Source organism: Selenomonas ruminantium subsp. lactilytica TAM6421, assembly GCF_000284095.1.
In the GTDB taxonomy this organism is placed as follows: domain Bacteria; phylum Bacillota; class Negativicutes; order Selenomonadales; family Selenomonadaceae; genus Selenomonas_A; species Selenomonas_A lactilytica.
This window is the reverse complement of record NC_017068.1, coordinates 1,313,207-1,334,169: the sequence shown is the minus strand read 5'-3', so window position 1 is coordinate 1,334,169 and position 20,963 is coordinate 1,313,207. Positions and strand designations below refer to the sequence as shown.

General features: G+C 55.3%; 20 protein-coding genes. 2 read left to right on the top strand and 18 right to left on the bottom strand.

Annotation, left to right across the window (positions count from 1 at the left end):
- Positions 1-96: 96 nt before the first annotated feature.
- From SELR_RS06305 to SELR_RS06295, 3 genes are all read right to left on the bottom strand, one after another.
- Entirely contained in the window at positions 97-1,503 is a 1,407-nt protein-coding gene (locus SELR_RS06305) for a sodium:solute symporter family protein (protein WP_014424378.1), read from the bottom strand.
- A gap of 152 nt (positions 1,504-1,655) precedes the next feature.
- Complete coding sequence (locus SELR_RS06300; protein ID WP_014424377.1) at positions 1,656-2,306, bottom strand: DUF4405 domain-containing protein; 651 nt, start codon at positions 2,304-2,306, stop codon at positions 1,656-1,658.
- 12 nt (positions 2,307-2,318) lie between these two features.
- Positions 2,319-3,410: a dipeptide epimerase gene (locus tag SELR_RS06295; RefSeq protein WP_014424376.1), complete on the bottom strand. Its 1,092-nt coding sequence runs from the start codon at positions 3,408-3,410 to the stop codon at positions 2,319-2,321.
- A gap of 187 nt (positions 3,411-3,597) precedes the next feature.
- On the opposite strand from SELR_RS06295, the gene SELR_RS06290 reads away from it, so the two are divergent.
- Positions 3,598-4,758, top strand: coding sequence for a DUF819 family protein (locus tag SELR_RS06290; protein WP_014424375.1), 1,161 nt, complete (start codon positions 3,598-3,600; stop codon positions 4,756-4,758).
- A gap of 17 nt (positions 4,759-4,775) precedes the next feature.
- On the opposite strand, the gene SELR_RS06285 is transcribed toward SELR_RS06290, so the two are convergent.
- Genes SELR_RS06285 through eat form a run of 7 tightly spaced genes read right to left on the bottom strand, consistent with a single transcriptional unit; the run spans position 4,776 to position 12,131 of the window.
- The gene (locus SELR_RS06285; protein WP_014424374.1) at positions 4,776-5,387 is read right to left on the bottom strand and encodes a histidine phosphatase family protein; all 612 of its coding nucleotides are present in this window, start codon (positions 5,385-5,387) and stop codon (positions 4,776-4,778) included.
- A complete protein-coding gene (cobS, locus tag SELR_RS06280) occupies positions 5,377-6,132 on the bottom strand; it encodes an adenosylcobinamide-GDP ribazoletransferase (protein ID WP_014424373.1) in 756 nt (251 codons plus the stop codon). Before cobS ends, SELR_RS06285 begins: the two co-directional genes overlap by 11 nt.
- Complete coding sequence (locus tag SELR_RS06275; RefSeq protein ID WP_014424372.1) at positions 6,129-7,145, bottom strand: nicotinate-nucleotide--dimethylbenzimidazole phosphoribosyltransferase; 1,017 nt, start codon at positions 7,143-7,145, stop codon at positions 6,129-6,131. The genes cobS and SELR_RS06275 overlap by 4 nt, the downstream gene beginning before the upstream one ends.
- Positions 7,142-7,924 carry an ethanolamine ammonia-lyase subunit EutC gene (gene eutC / locus SELR_RS06270; RefSeq protein WP_014424371.1) on the bottom strand — a complete coding sequence of 261 codons (783 nt, stop codon included), beginning with the start codon at positions 7,922-7,924 and terminating at the stop codon, positions 7,142-7,144. The genes SELR_RS06275 and eutC overlap by 4 nt, the downstream gene beginning before the upstream one ends.
- A complete protein-coding gene (locus SELR_RS06265) occupies positions 7,921-9,318 on the bottom strand; it encodes an ethanolamine ammonia-lyase subunit EutB (protein WP_014424370.1) in 1,398 nt (465 codons plus the stop codon). Before SELR_RS06265 ends, eutC begins: the two co-directional genes overlap by 4 nt.
- Before the next feature lie 15 nt (positions 9,319-9,333).
- Entirely contained in the window at positions 9,334-10,740 is a 1,407-nt protein-coding gene (locus SELR_RS06260) for an ethanolamine ammonia-lyase reactivating factor EutA (protein ID WP_014424369.1), read from the bottom strand.
- A gap of 2 nt (positions 10,741-10,742) precedes the next feature.
- Positions 10,743-12,131: an ethanolamine permease gene (eat, locus tag SELR_RS06255; protein ID WP_014424368.1), complete on the bottom strand. Its 1,389-nt coding sequence runs from the start codon at positions 12,129-12,131 to the stop codon at positions 10,743-10,745.
- A 330-nt stretch (positions 12,132-12,461) separates the two neighbouring features.
- Between eat and SELR_RS18780 the strand changes: the two genes are divergently transcribed.
- Positions 12,462-12,725: a hypothetical protein gene (locus tag SELR_RS18780; RefSeq protein ID WP_014424367.1), complete on the top strand. Its 264-nt coding sequence runs from the start codon at positions 12,462-12,464 to the stop codon at positions 12,723-12,725.
- Between the two features lie 53 nt (positions 12,726-12,778).
- Here SELR_RS18780 and recN read toward each other — a convergent pair whose 3' ends face one another.
- Genes recN through xseA form a run of 8 tightly spaced genes read right to left on the bottom strand, consistent with a single transcriptional unit; the run spans position 12,779 to position 20,933 of the window.
- Positions 12,779-14,500 (bottom strand): DNA repair protein RecN, encoded by a 1,722-nt coding sequence (recN, locus tag SELR_RS06245; protein ID WP_014424366.1) that lies wholly within the window; start codon positions 14,498-14,500, stop codon positions 12,779-12,781.
- A 15-nt stretch (positions 14,501-14,515) separates the two neighbouring features.
- Positions 14,516-14,968 carry an arginine repressor gene (gene argR / locus SELR_RS06240; RefSeq protein ID WP_014424365.1) on the bottom strand — a complete coding sequence of 151 codons (453 nt, stop codon included), beginning with the start codon at positions 14,966-14,968 and terminating at the stop codon, positions 14,516-14,518.
- Between the two features lie 51 nt (positions 14,969-15,019).
- Entirely contained in the window at positions 15,020-15,874 is an 855-nt protein-coding gene (locus SELR_RS06235) for an NAD(+)/NADH kinase (protein WP_014424364.1), read from the bottom strand.
- A gap of 30 nt (positions 15,875-15,904) precedes the next feature.
- Positions 15,905-16,714, bottom strand: a complete 810-nt coding sequence (locus SELR_RS06230) for a TlyA family RNA methyltransferase (RefSeq protein WP_014424363.1) — start codon at positions 16,712-16,714, stop codon at positions 15,905-15,907.
- The gene (dxs, locus tag SELR_RS06225; RefSeq protein ID WP_041914621.1) at positions 16,714-18,585 is read right to left on the bottom strand and encodes a 1-deoxy-D-xylulose-5-phosphate synthase; all 1,872 of its coding nucleotides are present in this window, start codon (positions 18,583-18,585) and stop codon (positions 16,714-16,716) included. Before dxs ends, SELR_RS06230 begins: the two co-directional genes overlap by 1 nt.
- A 19-nt stretch (positions 18,586-18,604) precedes the next feature.
- Positions 18,605-19,486: a polyprenyl synthetase family protein gene (locus SELR_RS06220; RefSeq protein ID WP_014424361.1), complete on the bottom strand. Its 882-nt coding sequence runs from the start codon at positions 19,484-19,486 to the stop codon at positions 18,605-18,607.
- A gap of 2 nt (positions 19,487-19,488) precedes the next feature.
- Positions 19,489-19,728, bottom strand: a complete 240-nt coding sequence (gene xseB / locus SELR_RS06215; protein ID WP_014424360.1) for an exodeoxyribonuclease VII small subunit — start codon at positions 19,726-19,728, stop codon at positions 19,489-19,491.
- Positions 19,728-20,933 carry an exodeoxyribonuclease VII large subunit gene (gene xseA / locus SELR_RS06210; RefSeq protein WP_014424359.1) on the bottom strand — a complete coding sequence of 402 codons (1,206 nt, stop codon included), beginning with the start codon at positions 20,931-20,933 and terminating at the stop codon, positions 19,728-19,730. Before xseA ends, xseB begins: the two co-directional genes overlap by 1 nt.
- Between the last annotated feature and the right edge of the window lie 30 nt (positions 20,934-20,963).

Below are 20,963 nucleotides of genomic sequence, written 5' to 3'. Positions count from 1 at the left end.
TACTATATAGCATTTTATATACTTGCTATGATATTTTAATATAATACAGTAAATGATAAGGTATGTCAATATGTAATTGTAACTTTGTAAACAACATCACGGTTTGCCCCGCACCTGCACGAATGCCTGTTCTCCCTGTCGCTGACAGACAGCCATTCCCAGCAAAACCACTGTCAGGCTTACGCCCAAGCCAACGAAGATTGGCGATACCTCTGACTGCATAAGACCTGCTATTATGGCAGCACCTAAGGACAGTACCATGGATGCCAGCGCCCACCGAGGCGCCAGCGCTTTGGGCTTGAAAATAGCCAGCGTCAGGGGAATGAATATGCCGCAGCCCCGCAGAGCCATGGACAGATAATTCCAAAACAGGATCTGGGAATCCTTATTGGCGATGGCAATCGTCATGGCCACAAGGATGGCCCCCACCACAGACAGACGCATCAGGCTGAGTTTCCCCCTACCCGTTTTAATGTCCAGCAGCGGTTCTAACATATCCCGGGCCACCATGGTTCCCACCCCCAGGGACAAGCCGGCGATGGAACCCACGATGCCCAGCACGATGCCGCCCAGGGCCGCTCCTCCCATCAGGGGAGAAGCATAATGGAGCAGGTACGCAGGCAGAGCCAGCATGGCAGGCAGTTCCGGATGGGCCGCCTGCATATAGATGCCCATCATGGCACAGGGCACCCCCACGGGAATCGCCACAAACGAGGCAAAGATCAAACCAACAGCTGCCGTCCGAGGATTAGCGGCCGAAAAGATGGCCTGGATATAGGTTTGGGTGCAGATCATGCCCACGAGAACAGAGGCTACATTATTCAGGATGGAACTGGTCTGGATGCCCCAGATGCTCAAAAATCCTGCCGGCTTATCCGCTAACAGCGCAGGCGCAGCCATAAGCCCCTGCCAGGCAGAAAAGCCTAACGCAAACAGGGTGACAAAGAGGATGACCATCTTCAGCATGCCACCAACAGAGGCCGTTTTCATGCCGCCAAAGAACGCATAGAGAATTACCAGCAACAGCAGCATGACTGCCGACACTCCATAGGAGCAGCCTGTCAGAGCCGCCAGCAAAGCAATGCCCGGCAGGGTGCTGGCCACGGCGCTGAACAAGATCCCCAAAGAGGTGGCAAAGCTGGTGAACCGTCCTGCGCCGGCACCATAATTGGCCACGAGATACTGGGAGATCGTCTCCAGCCCTGTATACCGCAAAGGACGGGCATAGATCAGCCCCATCACCAATAAAGAAAGGCCGATACCAATCGTGAACCATACGGCAGACAGCCCCACAGAACCAGCCAGCTGGGCCGTGCCCACCGTCGCCCCGCCGCCGACACAAGTTCCCGCAATGCTGCCCACAATCATGGGAATGCCTGCGGAGCGGCCGCCAAGGCTGAAGCCCTCAGCCGAGTGCACCGACCGCGCCGCATACAGTCCCCCAGCCAATACCACACAAATCGTAACGGCCATCACCGCCAAATGAGCCAATGAATACTCCAAATCCGCACCTGCTCCCTAAATCTCTGCTTTCTATCACCATCAGGCAAAAAAGCCCAAACGAATCCATCAAGATCCGTTTGAGCTTCGCTGCTTCTATTGATTTTTACGATAGCACAGACCACCAATAAAGTCAAATGGTAGACAGGTCAAAATCATTTATTTCTTTTCCGCACCACATATGCCCCCAGATATAACATGGCGGAAAGCTCTGCCATGGCTTTGCCCAGCCGCAGGGGATCAAAGGGCCGGGGCTGATGTTTTTTCCTGTTGCTGCCATCCTGGGGCGGCTTTTGCTGGGACGAAGTGACAAAGGGGGCAGAGGTCCATTTGCCAAAGCCCGAATCCACGAAACCGTACGCACCCAGACACAAGATCCCAGCCATCAGCAGGGATGTCAATATTTTGGGCACCTTATTCAGGCAGGGACAGCGCCGCAGGATATTTTCCTTGAGATATTGCCAATGGAAACCAATGTGCATGGATGCCAGCAGCAAGGACAGCGCCCCTAAGAATTTATGCCAGGGCTTCAAAAAATGCAGCTCCAAGCCAAATTGTTTGGCAGCCAGCACACCGGTAACAGCCAGGGCCAGCCAGACCAGCAGCAACATAACCGTGATCCAATCCTGCCACTGCCTCTGCCGTCGCCAAAAGCCTGCCAACCATTGCCGGTTCAGCCACAGATGCCAAAGGGTAAAGCCAAACAGCACCAGGCCGCCCCAAACATGGTAGTCTGCAGAAATGACATGACGCTTGAAAATAGTTGTCATGAAAATAAACAACCATACATCCAGATAAAACCGCATATTTCCTCCCCTTTAATCAAGATAACGGATTCCCTCAATTCCCTTGATGCCCATGCCTGGTTCATTAGAAACGGTGATATCCTTTTCCGCAAATACCGCGCCGCCGATGACAGGATCTTCACGACAGAGCACCGGGCCATCCAGGTCGATGCGGGTGATGGCCTTTTTGGCACAGGCCAGTTCCACGGCAGCATTCACCGACACCTTGGCCTCCAACATACAGCCCAGCATGCATTCCACGCCATAGACTTCTGCTGCCGCAATGATCTGCTGGGCCGGATACAGGCCGCCGCACTTCATCAGCTTGATGTTGATCATATCCGCAGCATGAAGCTGCATGATGCGCAGGGCGTCTGCGGGGCTGAAAACAGACTCATCGGCCAGCACAGGGATGGGACTTTCTGCCGTGACAGACCGCAGGCCCTCGATATCCAGCGCCTTGACAGGCTGCTCCACCAGTTCGATGGAAAGATCTTTTTCCTCCATGCGATTCAGGATGCGTATGGCTTCCTTGGGGGACCAGGCCTGATTGGCATCGATGCGGAGACGCAGATCCGGGCCGATGGCCTGACGGATGGCAGCCAGCCGTTCCACATCCAATGACGGATTGATGCCTACCTTCACTTTGATGGTATCATAGCCCCGCTGGACAGCATCCAGGGCATCTCTGGCCATCTCCTCCGGCGAATTGACACTGACCGTGATATCCGTGGTTATGGTCCGACGGGCACTGCCCAGCAGACGATGAACCGGCAGCTTGCAGCTCTGGCCATAGAGATCGTAAAGGGCCATATCCACAGCGGCCTTGGCCGAGGTATTATGTACGACGGCGGACTGCACCAGCTTGATGACATCCTCAAAATCATCCACATCACGCCCCAGCAGAGCCGGTGCAATGTGCCCGCGTATGGCGCCGATGATCCCTTCCGCCGTGTCCCCGGTGATGACACCAGTGGGAGGTGCCTCCCCATACCCCACAGCTCCTTCAGCGGTATGGATTTCCACAATGATATCCTCCACACTATCCACCCTGCGCAATGCGGTCTTGAACGGCACACGTAAGGGAACAGAGATACGCCCCAAACAAATTTTCGTGATTTTCATAAGTACCTCCAACCTGGTTCACACCGGGAACATACATCCATTTTCAACTTTATTTACCAAAGCAGATGTATGTCCTTGTATACAATATTTTCTATGGAAAAATTGACATATTTATTATATAATATGCGTCATAGCAATTCAATATGTATACCTATTCTATACGCACTAGAGAAAAGAGGTCTTATTCATGATCACAAACGGTTTTACCTATGTGGCTGTACTGATCTGTCTGGCAGCTGCACTCATCACGCTGGAGAAAAAAACAGGCTGGAAACTATTTGAGTTCCTGCCGCCAGTGGTACTCATCTACTTGCTGGCCATGCTCCTTTGCACCGCCGGCACCTGGGATATGAAGGAAACCAAGCCGGCTTACACGGCCCTCAAGAACTCCCTGACCTACACCATGGTCTTCATGATGCTGCTGCGCTGCGATATTCGCAAGGTATTGAAGCTTGGCCCCAGAATGCTCTTGGGCTTCTTTTCCGCATCCCTGACCATCATGGTTGGCTTTATTGGGGCCTTCACCATCATGAAGGGCGTCATCGGCGATAACGCCTGGATGGGACTGGGCGCCCTCTGCGGCTCATGGCTGGGTGGATCCGGCAACATGGTCGCCGTGCAGGCAGCCCTCAATATTTCCGAGGCCGACATGGGCTATGCTCTGGTCATAGACTCCATCGACTATTCCATCTGGGTTATGTTCCTGCTCTGGCTGATTCAGCTGGCTCCAAAATTCAATGCCTGGAACAAAGCAGACACCAGAACGCTGGACGAAGTTTCCCGGGGGCTGGAAGAAGACGCCGCCGCCAACAAGGCCCCCATCACCATGCAGAGCCTGCTGCTCCTTTTGGGCTCGGCCCTGCTGACAGCAGCCATCGGCACCAATGTGGGCGTAACTCTCAACAGCATGGTGCCCTTCCTGGACAAGGCCACCTGGACCATCCTCTTCATTACGGTCATGGGTCTTATCGGTGCCATTTCCCCGCTGGGACGCACCGCAGGTTCCGCGGAGCTTTCCAATATGCTCCTGTACAGTGTCATCGCCCTATTGGCCTCCCGTGCCTCCCTGTTGGAGCTGGCCGATGCTCCCTACTGGATACTCACCGGCTTCATCGTTCTGGGCATCCACTTCACCCTGATGTTCATCATCGCCAAGGTGCTCAAGCTGGACATGTTCACCGCCTGCGTGGCCTCCCTTGCCAATATCGGCGGCACAGCTTCCGCCCCGGTGCTGGCCGGCTCCTATTCCGGCTCTCTGGTTCCTGTAGGCATCCTGATGGCACTGCTGGGCTATGTGATTGGCACACCCTTCGGCATCCTTACCGCTCATATCATGGAAATGCTTTAAAAAATAATCAGCCGCTGTTACTTCTTTACGGCCAGTAACAGCGGCTGTATTTCTCCTAAAGCAATCCGGATGCGCCAAAAATCTTCCCAGGAGCGGCCCTCTTCCCAGAGGCGGATGACTTTCAGCACGCCGCCATGGCTGACCACAACCAGATGGGCCTGCCGCTTGGCGGCATATGCCCGCCACTTCTGCCAGGCGGCGATGACACGTTCCGTAAACTGGCGGAAACTCTCCCCTTCTGGGTAACGGAAATTCTGCCAGTCATCGCAGAGCTGCTGGCAGGTATCCGGATCTTCCCGCTGAATATCGGCAAAGTTGCGGCCCTCCCAAGTGCCAAAATCGATTTCCTCCCAGGCAGGCTCCAGGATAATCTGCCCCGAAATCCCCGCCATGCGCTGCACGATCACAGCGGTGTCCCGGGCCCGCTGCAAGGGGCTGGAAAGCAACAATATCTCTTGTGCCGGATCTTCCTGCAGGGCCATATGCAGCTCTTCCCCAGCCTGCATGGCTGCCAGCCGGCCGGCAACGGTCAGGGGGCATTCCGTGCGCCCATAGTAGCCGCCCCGCACATTGCCTGAAGCCTCCCCATGACGCAGCAGATAGGCCTTGATTCTATCTTCACCAGCCATGATAAGCACCTATGCAGCAAAGCCCCAGAAAGACCATCTCGCTGAGCTCGTCACCAGCCCCCAAAGTATCGCCGGTCATGCCTCCAAGGATGCCCGTGATATAGCGGCAAAACAGGGGCTGGAAGGCCGCCGTCAGGGCATAGGCGATAAGCAGCCAGACCTGTCCCGTCAGGCCAAAGACCAATAGCCCCCCCAAAAACACCGATAAGGCCACACGCCTCTTGGAAACCTTGCCTATAAAGAGATTGCCTAATCCCTCCTTGCGGGCATAGTTGGACAACATCAGCAGGGGATTGCAGGCTCTGGCGGCCACAGGCATCAGCAAAACAGCCCAAGGGATAAAATCCTCGGGCAACATGTTAAGGCCGCTATAGCGGGCCAAAAACACCATCAGTAAGGCGCAGGCCCCATTTGTGCCCAAACGGCTGTCCTTCATGATTTCCAGCATTCGCTCCCGCTTGCGGCTGGAATAGATGCCATCGCAGGTATCGGCCAGACCATCCAGATGAAAGCCCCCAGTCAGGAAAAGGTTGGCCCCCATGGCCACTAAAATCCCGGCCATTGGCCCTGCCAGCAGGTTGCCCGCCTCATAGGCCAGGGCGTTGATACTGCCGATAACCAACCCCACCACTGGCAGCCAGACAACAACCCTGGCCAGCATCCCCTCCTCAAAGGGGATCTGCCAGGGCAGCGGCAAACGGGTAAAGAATTGCAACATCAAGACAAGTGAATGGAAACACTTCATTTCGCGGCACCACAACCTTCCATCATCAGTTCATCCATGGTTTTCATGTTATATACAGTATATACCATGGTGCGCAGCATGGACAAGCCCAGGATGGCGCCTGTACCCTCCCCCAGACGCAGCCCCGCCTGAATAGGCACTTCCTCAGGAGCTATACCGCCTTTTTTCAGGGCATAAATCATCCCCGGTTCCTTGGACATATGGGTGGGAATGGCCATTTGGGAAACCTCCGGCTGGATCGTAGCAGCACAGGCCAGGGCCACGGCGGTAATAAAACCATCCAACATGAAAGGGATCTTCTTTTCATGGCAGGCCATCATGGCGCCGCAGAGAGCGGCAATATCAAAGCCGCCCACACAGCGGATAATGCCCTGGGGAGCCTTCATCAACGGAGCGTAAAGCTTGCAGGCCGCCGCAATGACCTCCCGCTTGCGCAGAATAACCTCAGGATGGCCGGGATTGGCACCGCAGCCAGTGATTTCCACGAGATTTGCCCCGGTCAGGGCATGGAGCACCGCCGTGGAGGTGGTGGTATTGCCAATGCCCATCTCCCCGAAGGACAGCAGGTTGCAGCCAGCTATTGCCGCCCGCTGCACCATTTCGGCGCCAGCATCATAAGCCTGCCAGAATTCCCGCTCCGTCATGGCGGGCTGGTGCAGGAAGTTCTTCGTGCCCCGGGCCACTTTGCGGTCAAGGCCCACGGCGTCCTCGCTGTTGATGCCCACATCCACCACGGTATAGGGCACATGCTGGCACTTGCAGAAACAGCTGATGGCCGCACCCCCGGCCACCATATTGCTGGCCTGCAGATAGGTGATCTCCTGCTCCTGCCGCACCACCCCTGCCGTCACAATGCCATTATCGGCGGCAAAGATAAAATGATGGGGCCTGATTTCCGGATAAAATTCCGGCCAGGCCATAAATAATTTCTGCACCTGCTGTTCCAACAGTCCCAGGCTTCCCGGCGGGATGGCCATGCTGGCTGTGATGCGCTCTGCTTCTCCCTGCATCATATCTTCAATTCCACCCCGCTTTTCTTTTCCCGCATGAGCACTTCCGTCAGATGCACCACCTGAGCGCCGGCCTCCAAGGGCGGTATGCCCTGCTGATAGATATTGGATACCACCGTGCGCTGGGATTCCGGCTTTTGGCTGCTGGCCTTGTAGGCCATATAGACGCTCATGCTCTCGCCTGTAGCCAACCCCGGCCGCTCCCCAATGAGCTGAATGGTAACCGTGGCCCCCAAAGCCTCGCTGATCTTGTCCATGGTGGCTACCCGGCTGTAACGCACAAATATGGGGGTCCCCACGCTATAGCTCTTTTCGGCAAAGCCATCCATCATGATGGCGTAGATATCCTTGAGATTGGCATTGATGGCAAAACCGCTGAGGCCATCCGCCACCACAATCTGCACATCGGGATCATGGATGCAGTCCCGTTTCATGGCTTCCATGGTTTCCGTGGAGAAGATGCGCCCCCTATCCGGCCGCCGCACGTATTCCTCCTTGTCCTGCACCAGGGTCTGAACCTTGTAGAAGCCCATTTCATCAATCAGGGTCTCGTCGATATCTGTCCAGACGGCATCCTGGGCAATGGCATGGTCTGCCCGGAATTTCAGCAGCGTTTCCGTCCTATAGCGGTCCCCGGCACGACCAACGCCCAAACGGGCATTGGTGCTTTTCTTCAGCCGCTTCACCATCTCCAGGCTTTGGGGCTTTGCAATGAGTACTTTATCCTTGATCTCCGGCTGGGAAATATCCCGGACAAATCCTGCTTCTTCCTTCTCCCTCATACGGCGATACCTCCTGCCAATTTTTTATCCAAACCATAGAACAGGGACGGATCTCCGGCAATCTCCGTCAGATGCCCCTGCTCGTCAAAAATTCCCAGTTCCTGCATACGCCGGGCAAATTCTGCAATGGGCTGTTTGCCCGTAATGCGCCGCAGGGAAGCCACATCATGATAGCTGGTGGTCTGATACATCAGCATCACATCATCCCCGCCGGGAATGCCCATGATGTAGTTGCAGTCCGCCATGGCCAGCATCATGGCCAGATTCTCCAAATCGTTCTGGTCAGCCCGCATGTGATTGGTATAGCAGACATCGCAGCCCATGGGAATCCCCGTCAATTTCCCCATGAAGTGATCCTCCAGGCCCGCCCTTATCATCTGGCGGCCATCATAGAGGTATTCGGGGCCGATAAAGCCCACTACCGTATTGACCAGGAAGGGATGATATCGCTTAGCAAAGGCATAGCAGCGGGCCTCCATCACCAATTGGTCGGCACCATGATGGCCGTCGGAGGACAGTTCCGAGCCCTGCCCCGTCTCGAAATACATGAAGTTGGGCCCCGCAGAGCTCTTTTTCTCCCGCATCAGTTCATAGGCCTCATCCATCAGGGCCACATTGATGCCAAAGGCCCGGCTGGCCACTTCCGAACCTGCCAGACTCTGGAACATCAGATCCATGGGCGCCAGATCCTTTTCCAGCACCTTCATCTGGGTGGTCACATGGGCTAATACGCAATTCTGAGTGGGCAGCTGCCATTTTTCTATAAAGGTCTTGAACTCCTTCAGGATATCGGCCACGCTGTCGATGGTGTCCACCGCCGGATTCAGGCCGATAACGGCGTCCCCCACGCCGTAGCTGATGCCTTCCAGTACCGAAGCCATGATGCCGGCAGGATTATCCGTGGCATGATTGGGCTGCAGCCGGGAGGACAGGGTGCCCAGCCGGCCGATGGTGGTGTTGCAGGTGGCTTCCACATGCATCTTTTTCGCCGCATAGACCAGATCCATATTGGACATGAGCTTGGTAACCCCGGCCACCATTTCCGCTGTAAGCCCGGGCCGGATAGCAGCAATCTCTTCTTCCGTGGCACTCAGCAGGAATTCCCGAAAATCCCCCACCGTAAATCCCTTGATCTTCTGATAGGCAAGATCTTCCAGAGCATCCTGGTCGGCTCTGGTGATATCGTCTTCCTCATAGGGGACCACGGGATTTTCCCGCAGGTCCGCCATGGTCATTTCTGCCAGCACAACTTTAGCGGCCACCCGCTCCACATTGCCACTGGCGGCAATGCCGGCTAGCATATCGCCGGATTTTTCTTCATTGGCTTTGGCCAGCACATCCTTCACATCACGGAAGGAATAGGTCCGGCCAAAGAGATTCGTCTTCAATTTCATTTTGCTTTCCTACCTTCAACTCTTGAAAATCAGGGTTTTCACCACCACCGGCACCGTTCCGGCCACCGGCTTGCCCACGTCGATATAATCCCCGGGCAGGGCCCGGATGCGATCCAAGCAGATGATCCGCCGCCCCTTGCCCAAGCTCTGCATCAGCAGCCCCAAGGCCTTGGCCAGATCCTGCTCCATAATGACCAGCAGGATATTATCCTCGTCAGCCGTCATCTCCACCAGACAACGGGCCAATGCTTTGAGCTCTGCATAGCCACCCATGCCCGGGCCGGCCATGGCAATAGCTGTCTGCTGTCCTGCCGGATAGATATCCCGTTTCAGCCGGTACTCAGCGGCCAGCTTTTCCGTCTGCTCCGGATGGTCCAGCCGGATTACGGGAATATTCTGCAAGGGCGACAATTCCTCTGCCATCAGCACGGTGCTGCCGCTCAGATGCACGACATAGCTGCCCGCCCCGATAACCGTGGCCCGGATACGCTCCTGAGGTGTCAGGAACTGAACCTCCAGATTGTCCGCAAAAACGCGCCGGAACGCAGCCCCCACCAAGGGGCCAATATCCCCATGACGCAGTATATCCTCCCAGCGGCCTTCTGCCACTGAGTCCCCATAAATGTATTCCGCCACCCCACCGGAGAACATCACGGCAGGCAGTTTCCCCAAACGCTTGCCGTGCCCCAGGAACAACCCCTCTTCTCCAATTGTCAGTGACTGATCCAGACAGATACGCAGGCAGATTTCCGCAAACCGCCGGGCCAGCTTTTCCAGTTCAGCCAAGTCAGCGATTTTCCCTTCGCACAGGGATAAACCCAGCTCCTCTGCCAGTGGCTGGATTCGCGGGGACATATACAGGACTTGATGATTTTCTGACAACCTCACCAGCCTGCCCCCGATATCCAGAGCAAAGGCATCCTGCAGTTCTCCTCCCAGGAAAACCGCCACATTGGTGGTGCCGCCGCCAATATCGAAATTGGCCACAGGATAGGGACAGCGTTCAGACAAGGCCGCTGCCCCGGCGCCGTAACCGGCCAGCACCGATTCCAGATCCGGGCCGGCGGTGGCCACCACAAAATCCCCGGCGGCAGCGGATAGTCTTTCCACTGCCAGCCGGGCATTTTCCTTGCGGGAACTCTCCCCGGTGATGATGACGGCGCCGGTGGCAATATCTTCCCGGCGGAGATGAGCCTTCTCATACTCCGCCAGCAGGATATGGTCCAGTGCCTCCTCATCGATATTGCCATCCCCACACAAAGGCGTGAAATGGATGGGACTTTTATAGATGACTTCCTTCTTGGCGATGCGCACATTGGGCACCGCCGTGTAGGAATTGTTTTCCAGCTGCAATCGGCTGAAGATCACCTGCGACGTGGTGGTGCCGATATCGATGCCGGCACTGATGATTTCCTCCGCCATGATCAGGCTTCCTCATCCAGTTCATCCAGCACGCCGAATTCTTCCTCAAAGGGACGGATATGCTTGTTGCCATGGATGAAATAGTACGCAATGGAAAGGGCGTAGATGCCAGCTACATAGGGCAGCACTTCACTGGAAGCCATCAACAGGCTTACCAGACAGAAGATGGCCATGAGCACGCTGATGACCGGAATGATCATGCTGGGTACACGGAAGGGACGCTTCAGTGCCGGTTCCTTATGACGCAGGATCAGGAAGGAAACCAGGCTGGTCAGATACATGACCACGGAACCATAGCAGGCAATGGTGATGACCAGGTCCGTAAGACCGGTCAAGGCCGTGAACAGGCAGACGATACCAGGCAGTACCAAAGCCCAGACCGGCGTATGATGCTTTTCATCCAGACGGGCCAGGAACTTGGGCAGATAGCCCGTGCGGGCCATGGCATAGGTCTGACGGGAATAGCCCACGATAATGCCATGCAGCGATGCCACCAGACCGAAGAGGCCGATACCGCTCATCAGGAGCGCCGGCAGGGAACCGTCACCATAGGCAGCACTCAGGGCCAGGGGCAAAGGAAAGTCCACAGACGAAACCGCGTCAATATCGGCAATACCAGCCGTCAAAAACAGGGTCAAGACCGCCATGACCAGCAAGGTGGCCATGCCACTCAGGAAGCCCTTGGGAATATCCCGCTGAGGATCCACCATTTCCTCGGCACTCATGGCGCCGCCTTCAATGGCCAGGAAGAACCAGATGGCAAAGGGCACGGCCGCCATCAGGCCATCAAAGCCATGGGGCAGAAGCGGCGTGGACATGATGCGGGCCGCATCGAAATGAGGTGCTGCCAGCCCCCAGTAAATCACGAGGCCCAGCAGGGCGATAACCGTCACCGCCAGTTCAAAAGTGGCCGAGGTCTTCATGCCCAGATAGTTCAGGAAAATGAAGAAGAAGAAGGCCGCCACCGTGGCCACCATGGGATCAATGGCCGGCAGCAGGGCATGGACATAACCGCCTACCGCCAAAGCAATGGCCGGCGGGGCAAAGACGAATTCAATCAGGCAGCTGATGCCGTTCAGATAGCCGCCGAACTTGCCCATGGCCCGGCGGGCATAAGCAGAGGGCCCGCCGGCATGGGGAATGGCCGTAGCCAGCTCCGAATAGGAAAGGATAAAGGTCACATAGAAGATCGTCACGGGAATCAGGGCCAAGGCCAGGCCCATAACACCGCCGGCGGCAAAGCCATAGCTCCAGCCGAAATAGTTGCCGGAAATCACCAGCCCCACCGCCAAGGCCCATAAGTGGATGGGCTTCAGCACCCGGGTCAGATTCTCCTCCCGCTTTGCTTCAACCGGCTGTGAAACAGCCATTGTTCCATGATTCATGCTCATACAAATTCCTCCTATCGCAAAAAGCCAGCCTGCCTGGCGGTTTTCCCCACCAAACAAACTGGCTCCATTGCCTGAAGTATCGATTATTGCGATTCATCCATCAACAAGAAAAGCGCTTGCAAGAGACCGGGCCCAGCCTCTTCACAAGCGCCATTGCTATCTGAATGATGAAACGAGTATAACATATAGAAAAACTCCTGTCAATAAATTTCCATTATCCGAGATGGAAAGATTCCCTCTTATTTTCCCCATTCTCATGATTTTCTAACCTGACCATGCTATTATGGCGGATGGGTAAATCTATTATGCGAAAAACAGGAGGATGGTTTGATGATCAACAAAGATGAAATTCAAAGCAACTGGGGTGCTGCCCTGGAATCGGTAAATGATGGCGCCATGCTGAGCAGTGCCATCGGCTACGGCTTCAGCAAAGCGGATCTGCGCGAGCTATTAGCCCTGCACCAGGCCGGTAAATACCAGCAAAAAATCGAAGAACTACTGGTGGACTGCAACTTCATTTCCTTCTGTTGCTGCCTGATAAGCCACAATTATGATGAAGCCATCGAAGTTGAAGGTCTGAACGAACCGGACTGACATAGAGCAAAATTGCCTTACAGAACTACTACGGATTCTGTAAGGCAATTTCTTTATTCGTCTTTAGCTTTTACAGCAAAGTTCTTTTTGGTCAGTTTAGCATGGCTGACCATTTCCTTGGCGTTGTCCAGAGAAGCTGTCGTCACATCGACGCCGGAGGCCATACGGGCGATTTCGCTGATGCGTTCGCGCTCGGTCAAAGGCCGCACCTGGGTAACCGTGGAATCGCCGGCACTGGTCTTGGCGATATAGAGATGGACATCGGCCATGCAGGCAATCTGGGGCAGATGGGTGATACAGAGCACCTGCTTGTACTGAGCCACAAGCGCAATGCGTTCGGCCACCATCTGAGCAGTGCGTCCGCCAATACCGGTGTCGATTTCATCGAATACCATGCTGGGCACAGAGGAATCCCGCGAGGCCGCCACTGTCTTGATGGCCAGAGCAATACGGGAAAGTTCACCACCGGAAGCCACTTTGGACAGGAGTTTTTCTTCTTCACCCGGATTGGCTGAGAAATACATGGCCACATTATCGGTACCGTTAGCCAGGAATTTTTCCGCAGGTGTCACACGGATATGGAACGCCGCCTGAAGCATCCCCAGAGCAGTCAACTGACTGCCAATAGCTGCTGACAATTCTTCTGCCGCCCGCTGGCGCAGCCTGGTCAGATTGTCCGCCTTGGCCCGCAGTTTTTCTTCCAACGCCGCGATCTCTTTTTCAAGCTGGGCCATATCGTCATCGTAATTTTCGATATCGAGAAGTTCCTGCTGCACCTTCTGCTGATGTTCCAACACATCAGCTATCGTAGCACCATATTTCCGGCAGAGCCGGTCAATCACATCCATACGGCTCTGGAGGCGGTCGAGCCTGGCTGGCTGGAATTCCAGTGACTCGCCATAATCACGCAAATCCGAAGCCGCTTCCTGCAAGGAGATATAAGCCTCTTCCACCATGGTATAGGTATTCTCCAGGGAATCATCATAGCGGCTCATGTCCTCGAGGTTCTTCTTCACCTTGGCTACCGCCGCCAGAACGGCCTGCCCGCCGCCTGCTCCCACAACCAGCAGATTATAGGATTCTTCCACGAAACCGGCAATCTTTTCGGCATGGGAAAGCTTGCGGATCTCAGCATCCAGCTCCTCATCCTCATTTTCCTTGAGTTCCGCCTCACTGATTTCCTTGTCCTGCCAGCGCAGCATATCGAGGCGCTGAGCATATTCCCGGGCGGCCTGTTCCTTTTCCTTGTGTTCCTGCTGTTTGTCCCGCCAGGCGGTATAGATCTGCTTATAGCCCGCCAGCGCCTCTGTCAGATCCGGATCAAACTGGTCAAGCAAAGCAAACTGACTTTCTTCCTTCAGCAGAGCCAGATTTTCATTCTGTCCATGAATATCCACGAGGAAGGCACCGATCTGTTTGAGGATGGTCAGCGTCACATGACAGCCGTTGACCAATACCATACTGCGCCCGGCCTTGGTGACCTGACGGGTAATGATCAGCATGCCCTCCGAGTCGTCAATGGCCTGTCCGGACAAAAGTTCATGGAGTCCCAGGGATTCATCCTCTAGGGTGAAGACGGCTTCCACCCGCAGCCAGTCGCAGCCGGTACGGATGGCATCAGCAGATACCCGTTGTCCCAGTATGGCACCCAGGGCATCAATCAGGATGGACTTGCCCGCGCCAGTCTCACCGGTAAGGATATTGAGTCCCTCACCGAACTCCACCTGCACATGCTCCAGCAGGGCAAAATTCCAGACCGTAAGTGTTTTCAGCATCGCCGTGATTCCCCTTTACTCCAGAAATGACATAAGTCTCTTGGTGACAATTTCTGCGGCTGCCTTGGGCTTCACGATGATGAAGATGTTGTCATCGCCGGCAACGGTTCCCAACACTTCCGGCCAGTTGGCATGATCGAGGGCTGATGCTACGGTATTGGCGCCGCCGGGCAAGGTCTTGACCACGACGATGTTCTCGCTGAAATCACAGTTCACCACCGTATCCCGGAACAGTCGCTGCATGCGCTCCTCCGTAAAGATCACGGCATTCTGCATGGGATAGGCATAACGATAACGACCATCCCCGGTGGGAACCTTGATCAGCATCATTTCCTTGATATCCCGGGACACAGTTGCCTGGGTGACCTTGATGCGCTGTGCGCGCAGGGCATCCGCTAAATCCTCCTGGGTTTCGATAATCTGGCTGCCGATAATACTTTTGATTACAGCCTGACGTACACTCTTCACCTTTTCACCTTCCCGCTTGGTTGTTTCTTTTTGGCTCATGATTCCACCCCATTATCCTTTCCAAAGTTTGGTGCGTAAAATCTGATAATAGTCCTTGTCTTCAAATTTGATGATGCCGGCCTGGGCCGTGGATTTCATCACGGTCACTTCATCCCCCGGCAACAGGCGGAAACTCTCCTGACCGTCAAAGGTCACGATGATATCCTGATGGATGGCGGCAATCTTGATATGCACCACATCATCCTGTCCCACCACCAAGGGGCGCATGTTGAAGGTATGGGCACAGATTGGCGTCACCAGCAGGGCCTGAATGGACGGGCTCATGATAGGGCCGCCTGCCGACAGAGAATAGGCCGTGGAGCCCGTAGGCGAGGACACGATCACGCCGTCTGCCTTGTAATCCATCAGATGGGAATCGTTGATGGACAGGCCCAGATGCAGCATGCGCGCCACGCCGCCCTTGGTCACCACCACATCATTGATGGCGTGACCTAAGAAGCGCTCCTCCCCATCGGACTTGGCAAAGCCAGCCAGAAGCAGGCGATGTTCAATGCGATAATCCCCAGCCAACAGCTTCTGCAATTTCATTTCCAGCTCACTGAGCTCGATATCGGCCATAAAACCCAATGTGCCGATATTGATGCCGCAGACGGGCACAGCGCTGGCGCCATAGCGGCGGCAGACCCCCAGCAGTGTGCCATCACCGCCAATGGACAAGGCGATATCCGCCTGCTGTTTTTCGATATCCGGCACGCCCAAATGTTCCAGATCAAAGTAACGCGACTCGTCCACCGGCAGCATCAGCTGCACATCTTTATCCTGATAAAACTGCAGGATCCGCCGCAGCACTTCCGGAGACTGCGGCTTGCTCACATTGGGAAATATGGCAATGGTCTTGATTGGCATATTGCACCGCTCCTTAATTGACCCTTTTCCTTATTTGTCCAGTTCGCCGTGGGCCTCAGCCACCACCTGCAGAATGCGTTCTTCGGTGACCGTGTCCTCTTTTGTCAGATCTTTGGACAGGCGGACGAGATATTCAATATTGCCCTCCGGCCCCTTGACCGGTGAGAAGGTCAGGGCCATCGTGCAAAAACCGGTTTCCCGGGCAAAGGCCGTGACCTTGCGGATCACTTCTTCATGGACCTTGGGATCGCGGACGACGCCCTTCTTGCCTACATTCTCCCGACCGGCTTCGAACTGGGGCTTGATCAGCGCCACCACTTCACCGTTATCATTCAGCAGGGTATGGGTGACAGGCAATACTTTGGTCAGGGAGATAAAGGCCACGTCGATGGAGGCAAAATCCAGCAAAGTGCCGATATCTTCCGGCGTCACATTGCGGATATTGGTGCGTTCCATATTGACCACCCGTTCATCGGTGCGCAATTTCCAGGCCAGCTGACCATAGCCCACATCGATGGCAAAGACCTGCACAGCACCGTTCTGCAACATGCAGTCGGTAAAGCCACCGGTGGATGCGCCGATATCGGCACAGCGCTTGCCTTCAATCTCCACACCAAATTCGGCCATGGCCTTGGCCAATTTCAGGCCGCCCCGGCTCACATAGGGAATGTCATTGCCCAATAGGCGGATTTCGGCCTCGGCCTTTACCGTAGCACCGGCCTTATCCACCTTCTGATTATCCACGAGGACCTCGCCCGCCATAATCATGCGCTTGGCCCGTTCCCGGCTGCCAGCCAGGCCACGTTCCACCAAAAGTATATCTAAACGTTGTTTTGCCATTACTTCAATCTTTCCTTTATTCGTTCTGCCATCTGTTCCGGCTGTAGGCTGCAGAGTGTCAGTAATTCTTCCTGCGTTCCCTGCTCCACGAACCGATCCGGCAGGCCTAAACGCAATAGATCCACGCTGCGCGCCAGGCCACTATCCGTTAGGTATTCTGCCATGCCGGAACCGAAACCGCCCACCAGGGAGTTCTCCTCCACCGTCACCAGCAATTGCACATGGCGCAGACGCTGGATCATCTCCGTATCCAGGGGCTTGGCAAAGCGCATATTCACCACGGCAGCGGAAATTCCCTGCTGCTGCAGAAGCTTTGCGGCTGCCAATGCCTTATAAGTGATTGGTCCCAATGCGAGGATTGCCACATCACTGCCATCCCGCAGAAGCTCTGCTTTGCCTGCCGGAATATCATTGAATCCTGCCTGCAGTTCTACACCCTGTCCATTGCCACGGGGGTAACGGACAGCCGTGGGGCTTTCCATTTTGACAGCCGTTGCCAGCATATCCCGTAGCTCCGCTTCATCCTTGGGCACGAAGACCGTCATATTGGGCATATGCCGCAGGTAGGACAGGTCAAAGGCGCCATGATGGGTGGGCCCATCTGCCCCCACCAGCCCGGCCCGGTCAAGACACAGGGTTACGGGCAGATTCTGCAAGCACACATCGTGCATAAGCTGATCGTAGGCCCGCTGGGCGAAGGTGGAATAGAGGGCTACCACCGGATGCTTGCCATCAGCTGCCATGCCGGCCGCCAAGGTCACCGCATGCTCCTCGGCAATGCCCACATCGAAGAAGCGGGCGGGATACTCCTGACCAAAGGCCTTGAGCCCCGTGCCACTGGGCATGGCCGCCGTGATGGCCGTGATGTTGCTGTCCTTATCCGCCAGTTCAATCAGCGCCTTGCTGAACACTGAGGTATAGGAAGGCGCGCCTTCTTTCGGCAGGCATTTTCCCGTTTCCTTATTGAATTTGCCGATGCCATGAAACTTATCCGGTTCCATTTCCGCCGGAGCATAGCCCTTGCCCTTGGTGGTATGGATATGGATCAGCACCGGGCCGCTCATCTCCCGGGCACTTTCCAGGATTTCCTGCAGCAGGCTGATATTGTGACCATCCACCGGACCGATGTAGTGAAAGCCCAGCTCCTCAAAGATGCCGCCGGGCACCAATGCAGCCCGGACGCTGTCCTTGACCACCTGTGCCGTGCGGAAAGCCTTGTCCCCGATATGGGGAATGCTCATAAGCAGGCTGCCCATGTCCTTTTTGGCCTTATTGTACTGCGGCGTGATGCGGATCCGGGACAGATATTCGCTGAGACCGCCCACATTCTTATCAATGGACATTTCGTTATCGTTCAGGATAACGATGATTTTTTTTCCTAAATCCCCTGCATGATTAAGGGCCTCAAAGGCTTCGCCACCGGTCAGGGCACCATCACCGATTACGGCGATCACCTCATTTTTACGGCCACTCAGATCCCGGGATATGGCCATCCCCAGAGCCGCCGAAATCGAGGTGCTGGCATGGCCGACACCGAAGGCATCGTAATCCGATTCAAAGCGGTTGGGAAAACCGGTGATCCCGCCCTTCTGGCGCAGGGTATGGAATCTTTCCCGCCGGCCTGTGAGTATCTTATGGCTGTAGGCCTGATGCCCCACATCCCAGATCAGCTTGTCCTTGGGAAAGTTGAAGACACTGTAAAGAGCCAGTGTCAGCTCCACTGTTCCCAGACTCGGTGCCAGATGTCCCCCATTCTCTGCCACCGTCTCCACAATGAATTCCCGCAATTCCTTGGCGAGCCGCTCCAATTCGCTGACGCTGTAATGCTTGACATCAGCTGCTTCCTTGATTTTTTCTAAAAGTGGATACATGATCATCCGCACTTCCCCATTATTTATTGCGTTTTACCAAATAGGCCACCAGTTCCCGCAGGAAATCTGCCTCATCCCCAAAGATCTGCAGGGCGTCCACAGCCGTATCCACGGCTTCCTGGGCCAGCTTCTGCGCCTCTTCCAGCGAAGTCAGCGTCACATAAGTGGACTTATGGTTCTTCTCGTCACTGCCCACTGGCTTGCCAATCACAGCTTCATCGCCAATGACATCCAGGATATCGTCGGTAATCTGGAAGGCCAGCCCGAAATTATCGGCATAGGTAGTCAGTGCCGCCAAAGCCTTTTCATCCGCACCGCCCAGGATAGCGCCGCTGCGGATGGCAGCTCGGAACAGGGCGCCGGTCTTGCCCAGATGGATGTTTTTCATGGTCTCCATGGAAATCTGCTTGTCTTCGGATTCCATATCGAGAGCCTGACCGCCCACCATGCCATCGGGGCCAGCTGCCTGGCTGATTTCCCGGGTTACCTGCACGAGTTTTTCCGCGCTGACACCCTGCTGGCGCAGGATCACTTCAAAGGCCAGCGTCAGCAGGGCATCCCCGGCCAGGGTAGCCATGCCGGCACCATAGACCTTATGGTTGGTCAGCTTGCCACGGCGGTAATCATCATCATCCATGGCTGGCAGATCATCGTGAATCAGGGAATAGGTATGAATCATCTCCATGGCACAGCCTGTGGTCAGATAGTCCGTGCCCTTAGCCCCGACAGCATCGGCTGCGGCCATCAACAGCACAGGACGCAGGCGTTTGCCGCCAGCCATCAGGCTGTATTTCATCGCCTCGCAGAGCGTCTTGTCCAACGGATTTGCTTCATTCAATTCTTTCACCAGCTGCGCTTCTACCAAAGCACTGCGTTCCTGCCAGATTTTCTTCAGTTCCATGGTTATTCCCCTTCTATGTTTAATTCTGCTTCCGCAATCTTGTTGCCGTCTTTTTTGATGACCAGATCCATAGCCGCCTCGGCCTTGGCCAGTTCCTGCAGGCAGGCTTCGCCAAGCTTCATGCCCTCCGTGTAGTTGGCCATCAAATCCTTGAGACTGGTATCGCTCTGTTCCATCGCTTCCACGATGGCTTCCAGCTTGTCCAGGGATTCCTCAAAGGAAAGTTCTTTTTTTCTTGGCATTACCTGTCACCCTTTTCCCTTATCGTAAGTGCCCGCACGGAGATGATTCCATCCCTGAGCGTCACATCCAGTTCATCATTTACCGCCACAGCATTCACGCTTGTGATCAGCTTATCCTGTCTGGTCAGCAGGCCGTAGCCCCGGCCCATCACCGCAGCCGGATTGATGGCCGCCAGCCGGTTCAACAGCAGACCCAGGCGATGACGCTTGTCCTGCATATCCGCCTGAACCGTCTTCTGCAGGCCGGCCAACAGGAAATCCAGCCGTTGGCGCCGCTCGGCCAGCAAGCTCTGAGGATCCCGCAGTACACGGCTCTGCAGAATATTTTCAAGTCTTGTCCGGCGGGCGGCAATGGCCCCCTGCATCTGACGCGTCAATTGACCGGTCAGATTCTCCACCTGACGTCTGACTTCTGACTGGTCAGGCACCGCCAGTTCCGCTGCCTGGGAGGGCGTAGCGGCCCGCATATCGGCGGCAAAATCCGCCAGGGTAAAATCCGTCTCATGGCCTACGGCCGAAATCAACGGCACCTTAGCCGCTGCAATGGCCCTGACCACCACTTCCTCGTTGAAGGCCCACAAGTCCTCCATGGAGCCGCCGCCCCGGCCCGCAATGATCACATCCACGGGATACTTGCGGGAGAAAAAACCAATGCCGGCGGCAATCTGTTCTGCAGCCCCTTCCCCTTGCACCTGCACGGGATAAAGTACCAGCTGCACCTGCGGCCAGCGCCGCTTGGATACCCGATAGATATCCCGCAGCACCGCACCAGCCGAACTGGTCACGACACCAATCCTTTTGGGAAATGGTGGCAGAGGGCGCTTTCTTGATTGGTCAAACAGGCCTTCTGCGGCCAGCTTTTCCTTGAGCTGCTCAAAGGCCAGCGCCAGATCCCCCGTGCCTTCTGGCAGCATGCTTTCCACATAGAGCTGATAGACGCCATCCCTCTCATAGACCGAGACGCTGCCCGCAGCCACCACCTGCATGCCATTCTGGGGCATAAAACGCAATGTCCCAGCATAGCTCCGGAACATCACGCATTTCAATGCCGAGCTGGCATCCTTTAACGTAAAATAACAATGACCGGAAGGATATTTCTTGAAATTGGAAATCTCGCCCCGTACCGCAATTCCCCGTAAAATAGGTTCACTGGCCAGAAGATTCTTGAGAAAGCGATTGATATCGCTAACAGAATGTACTCCCATGCAATCCCTCCACACGCACGAAAACTGGAG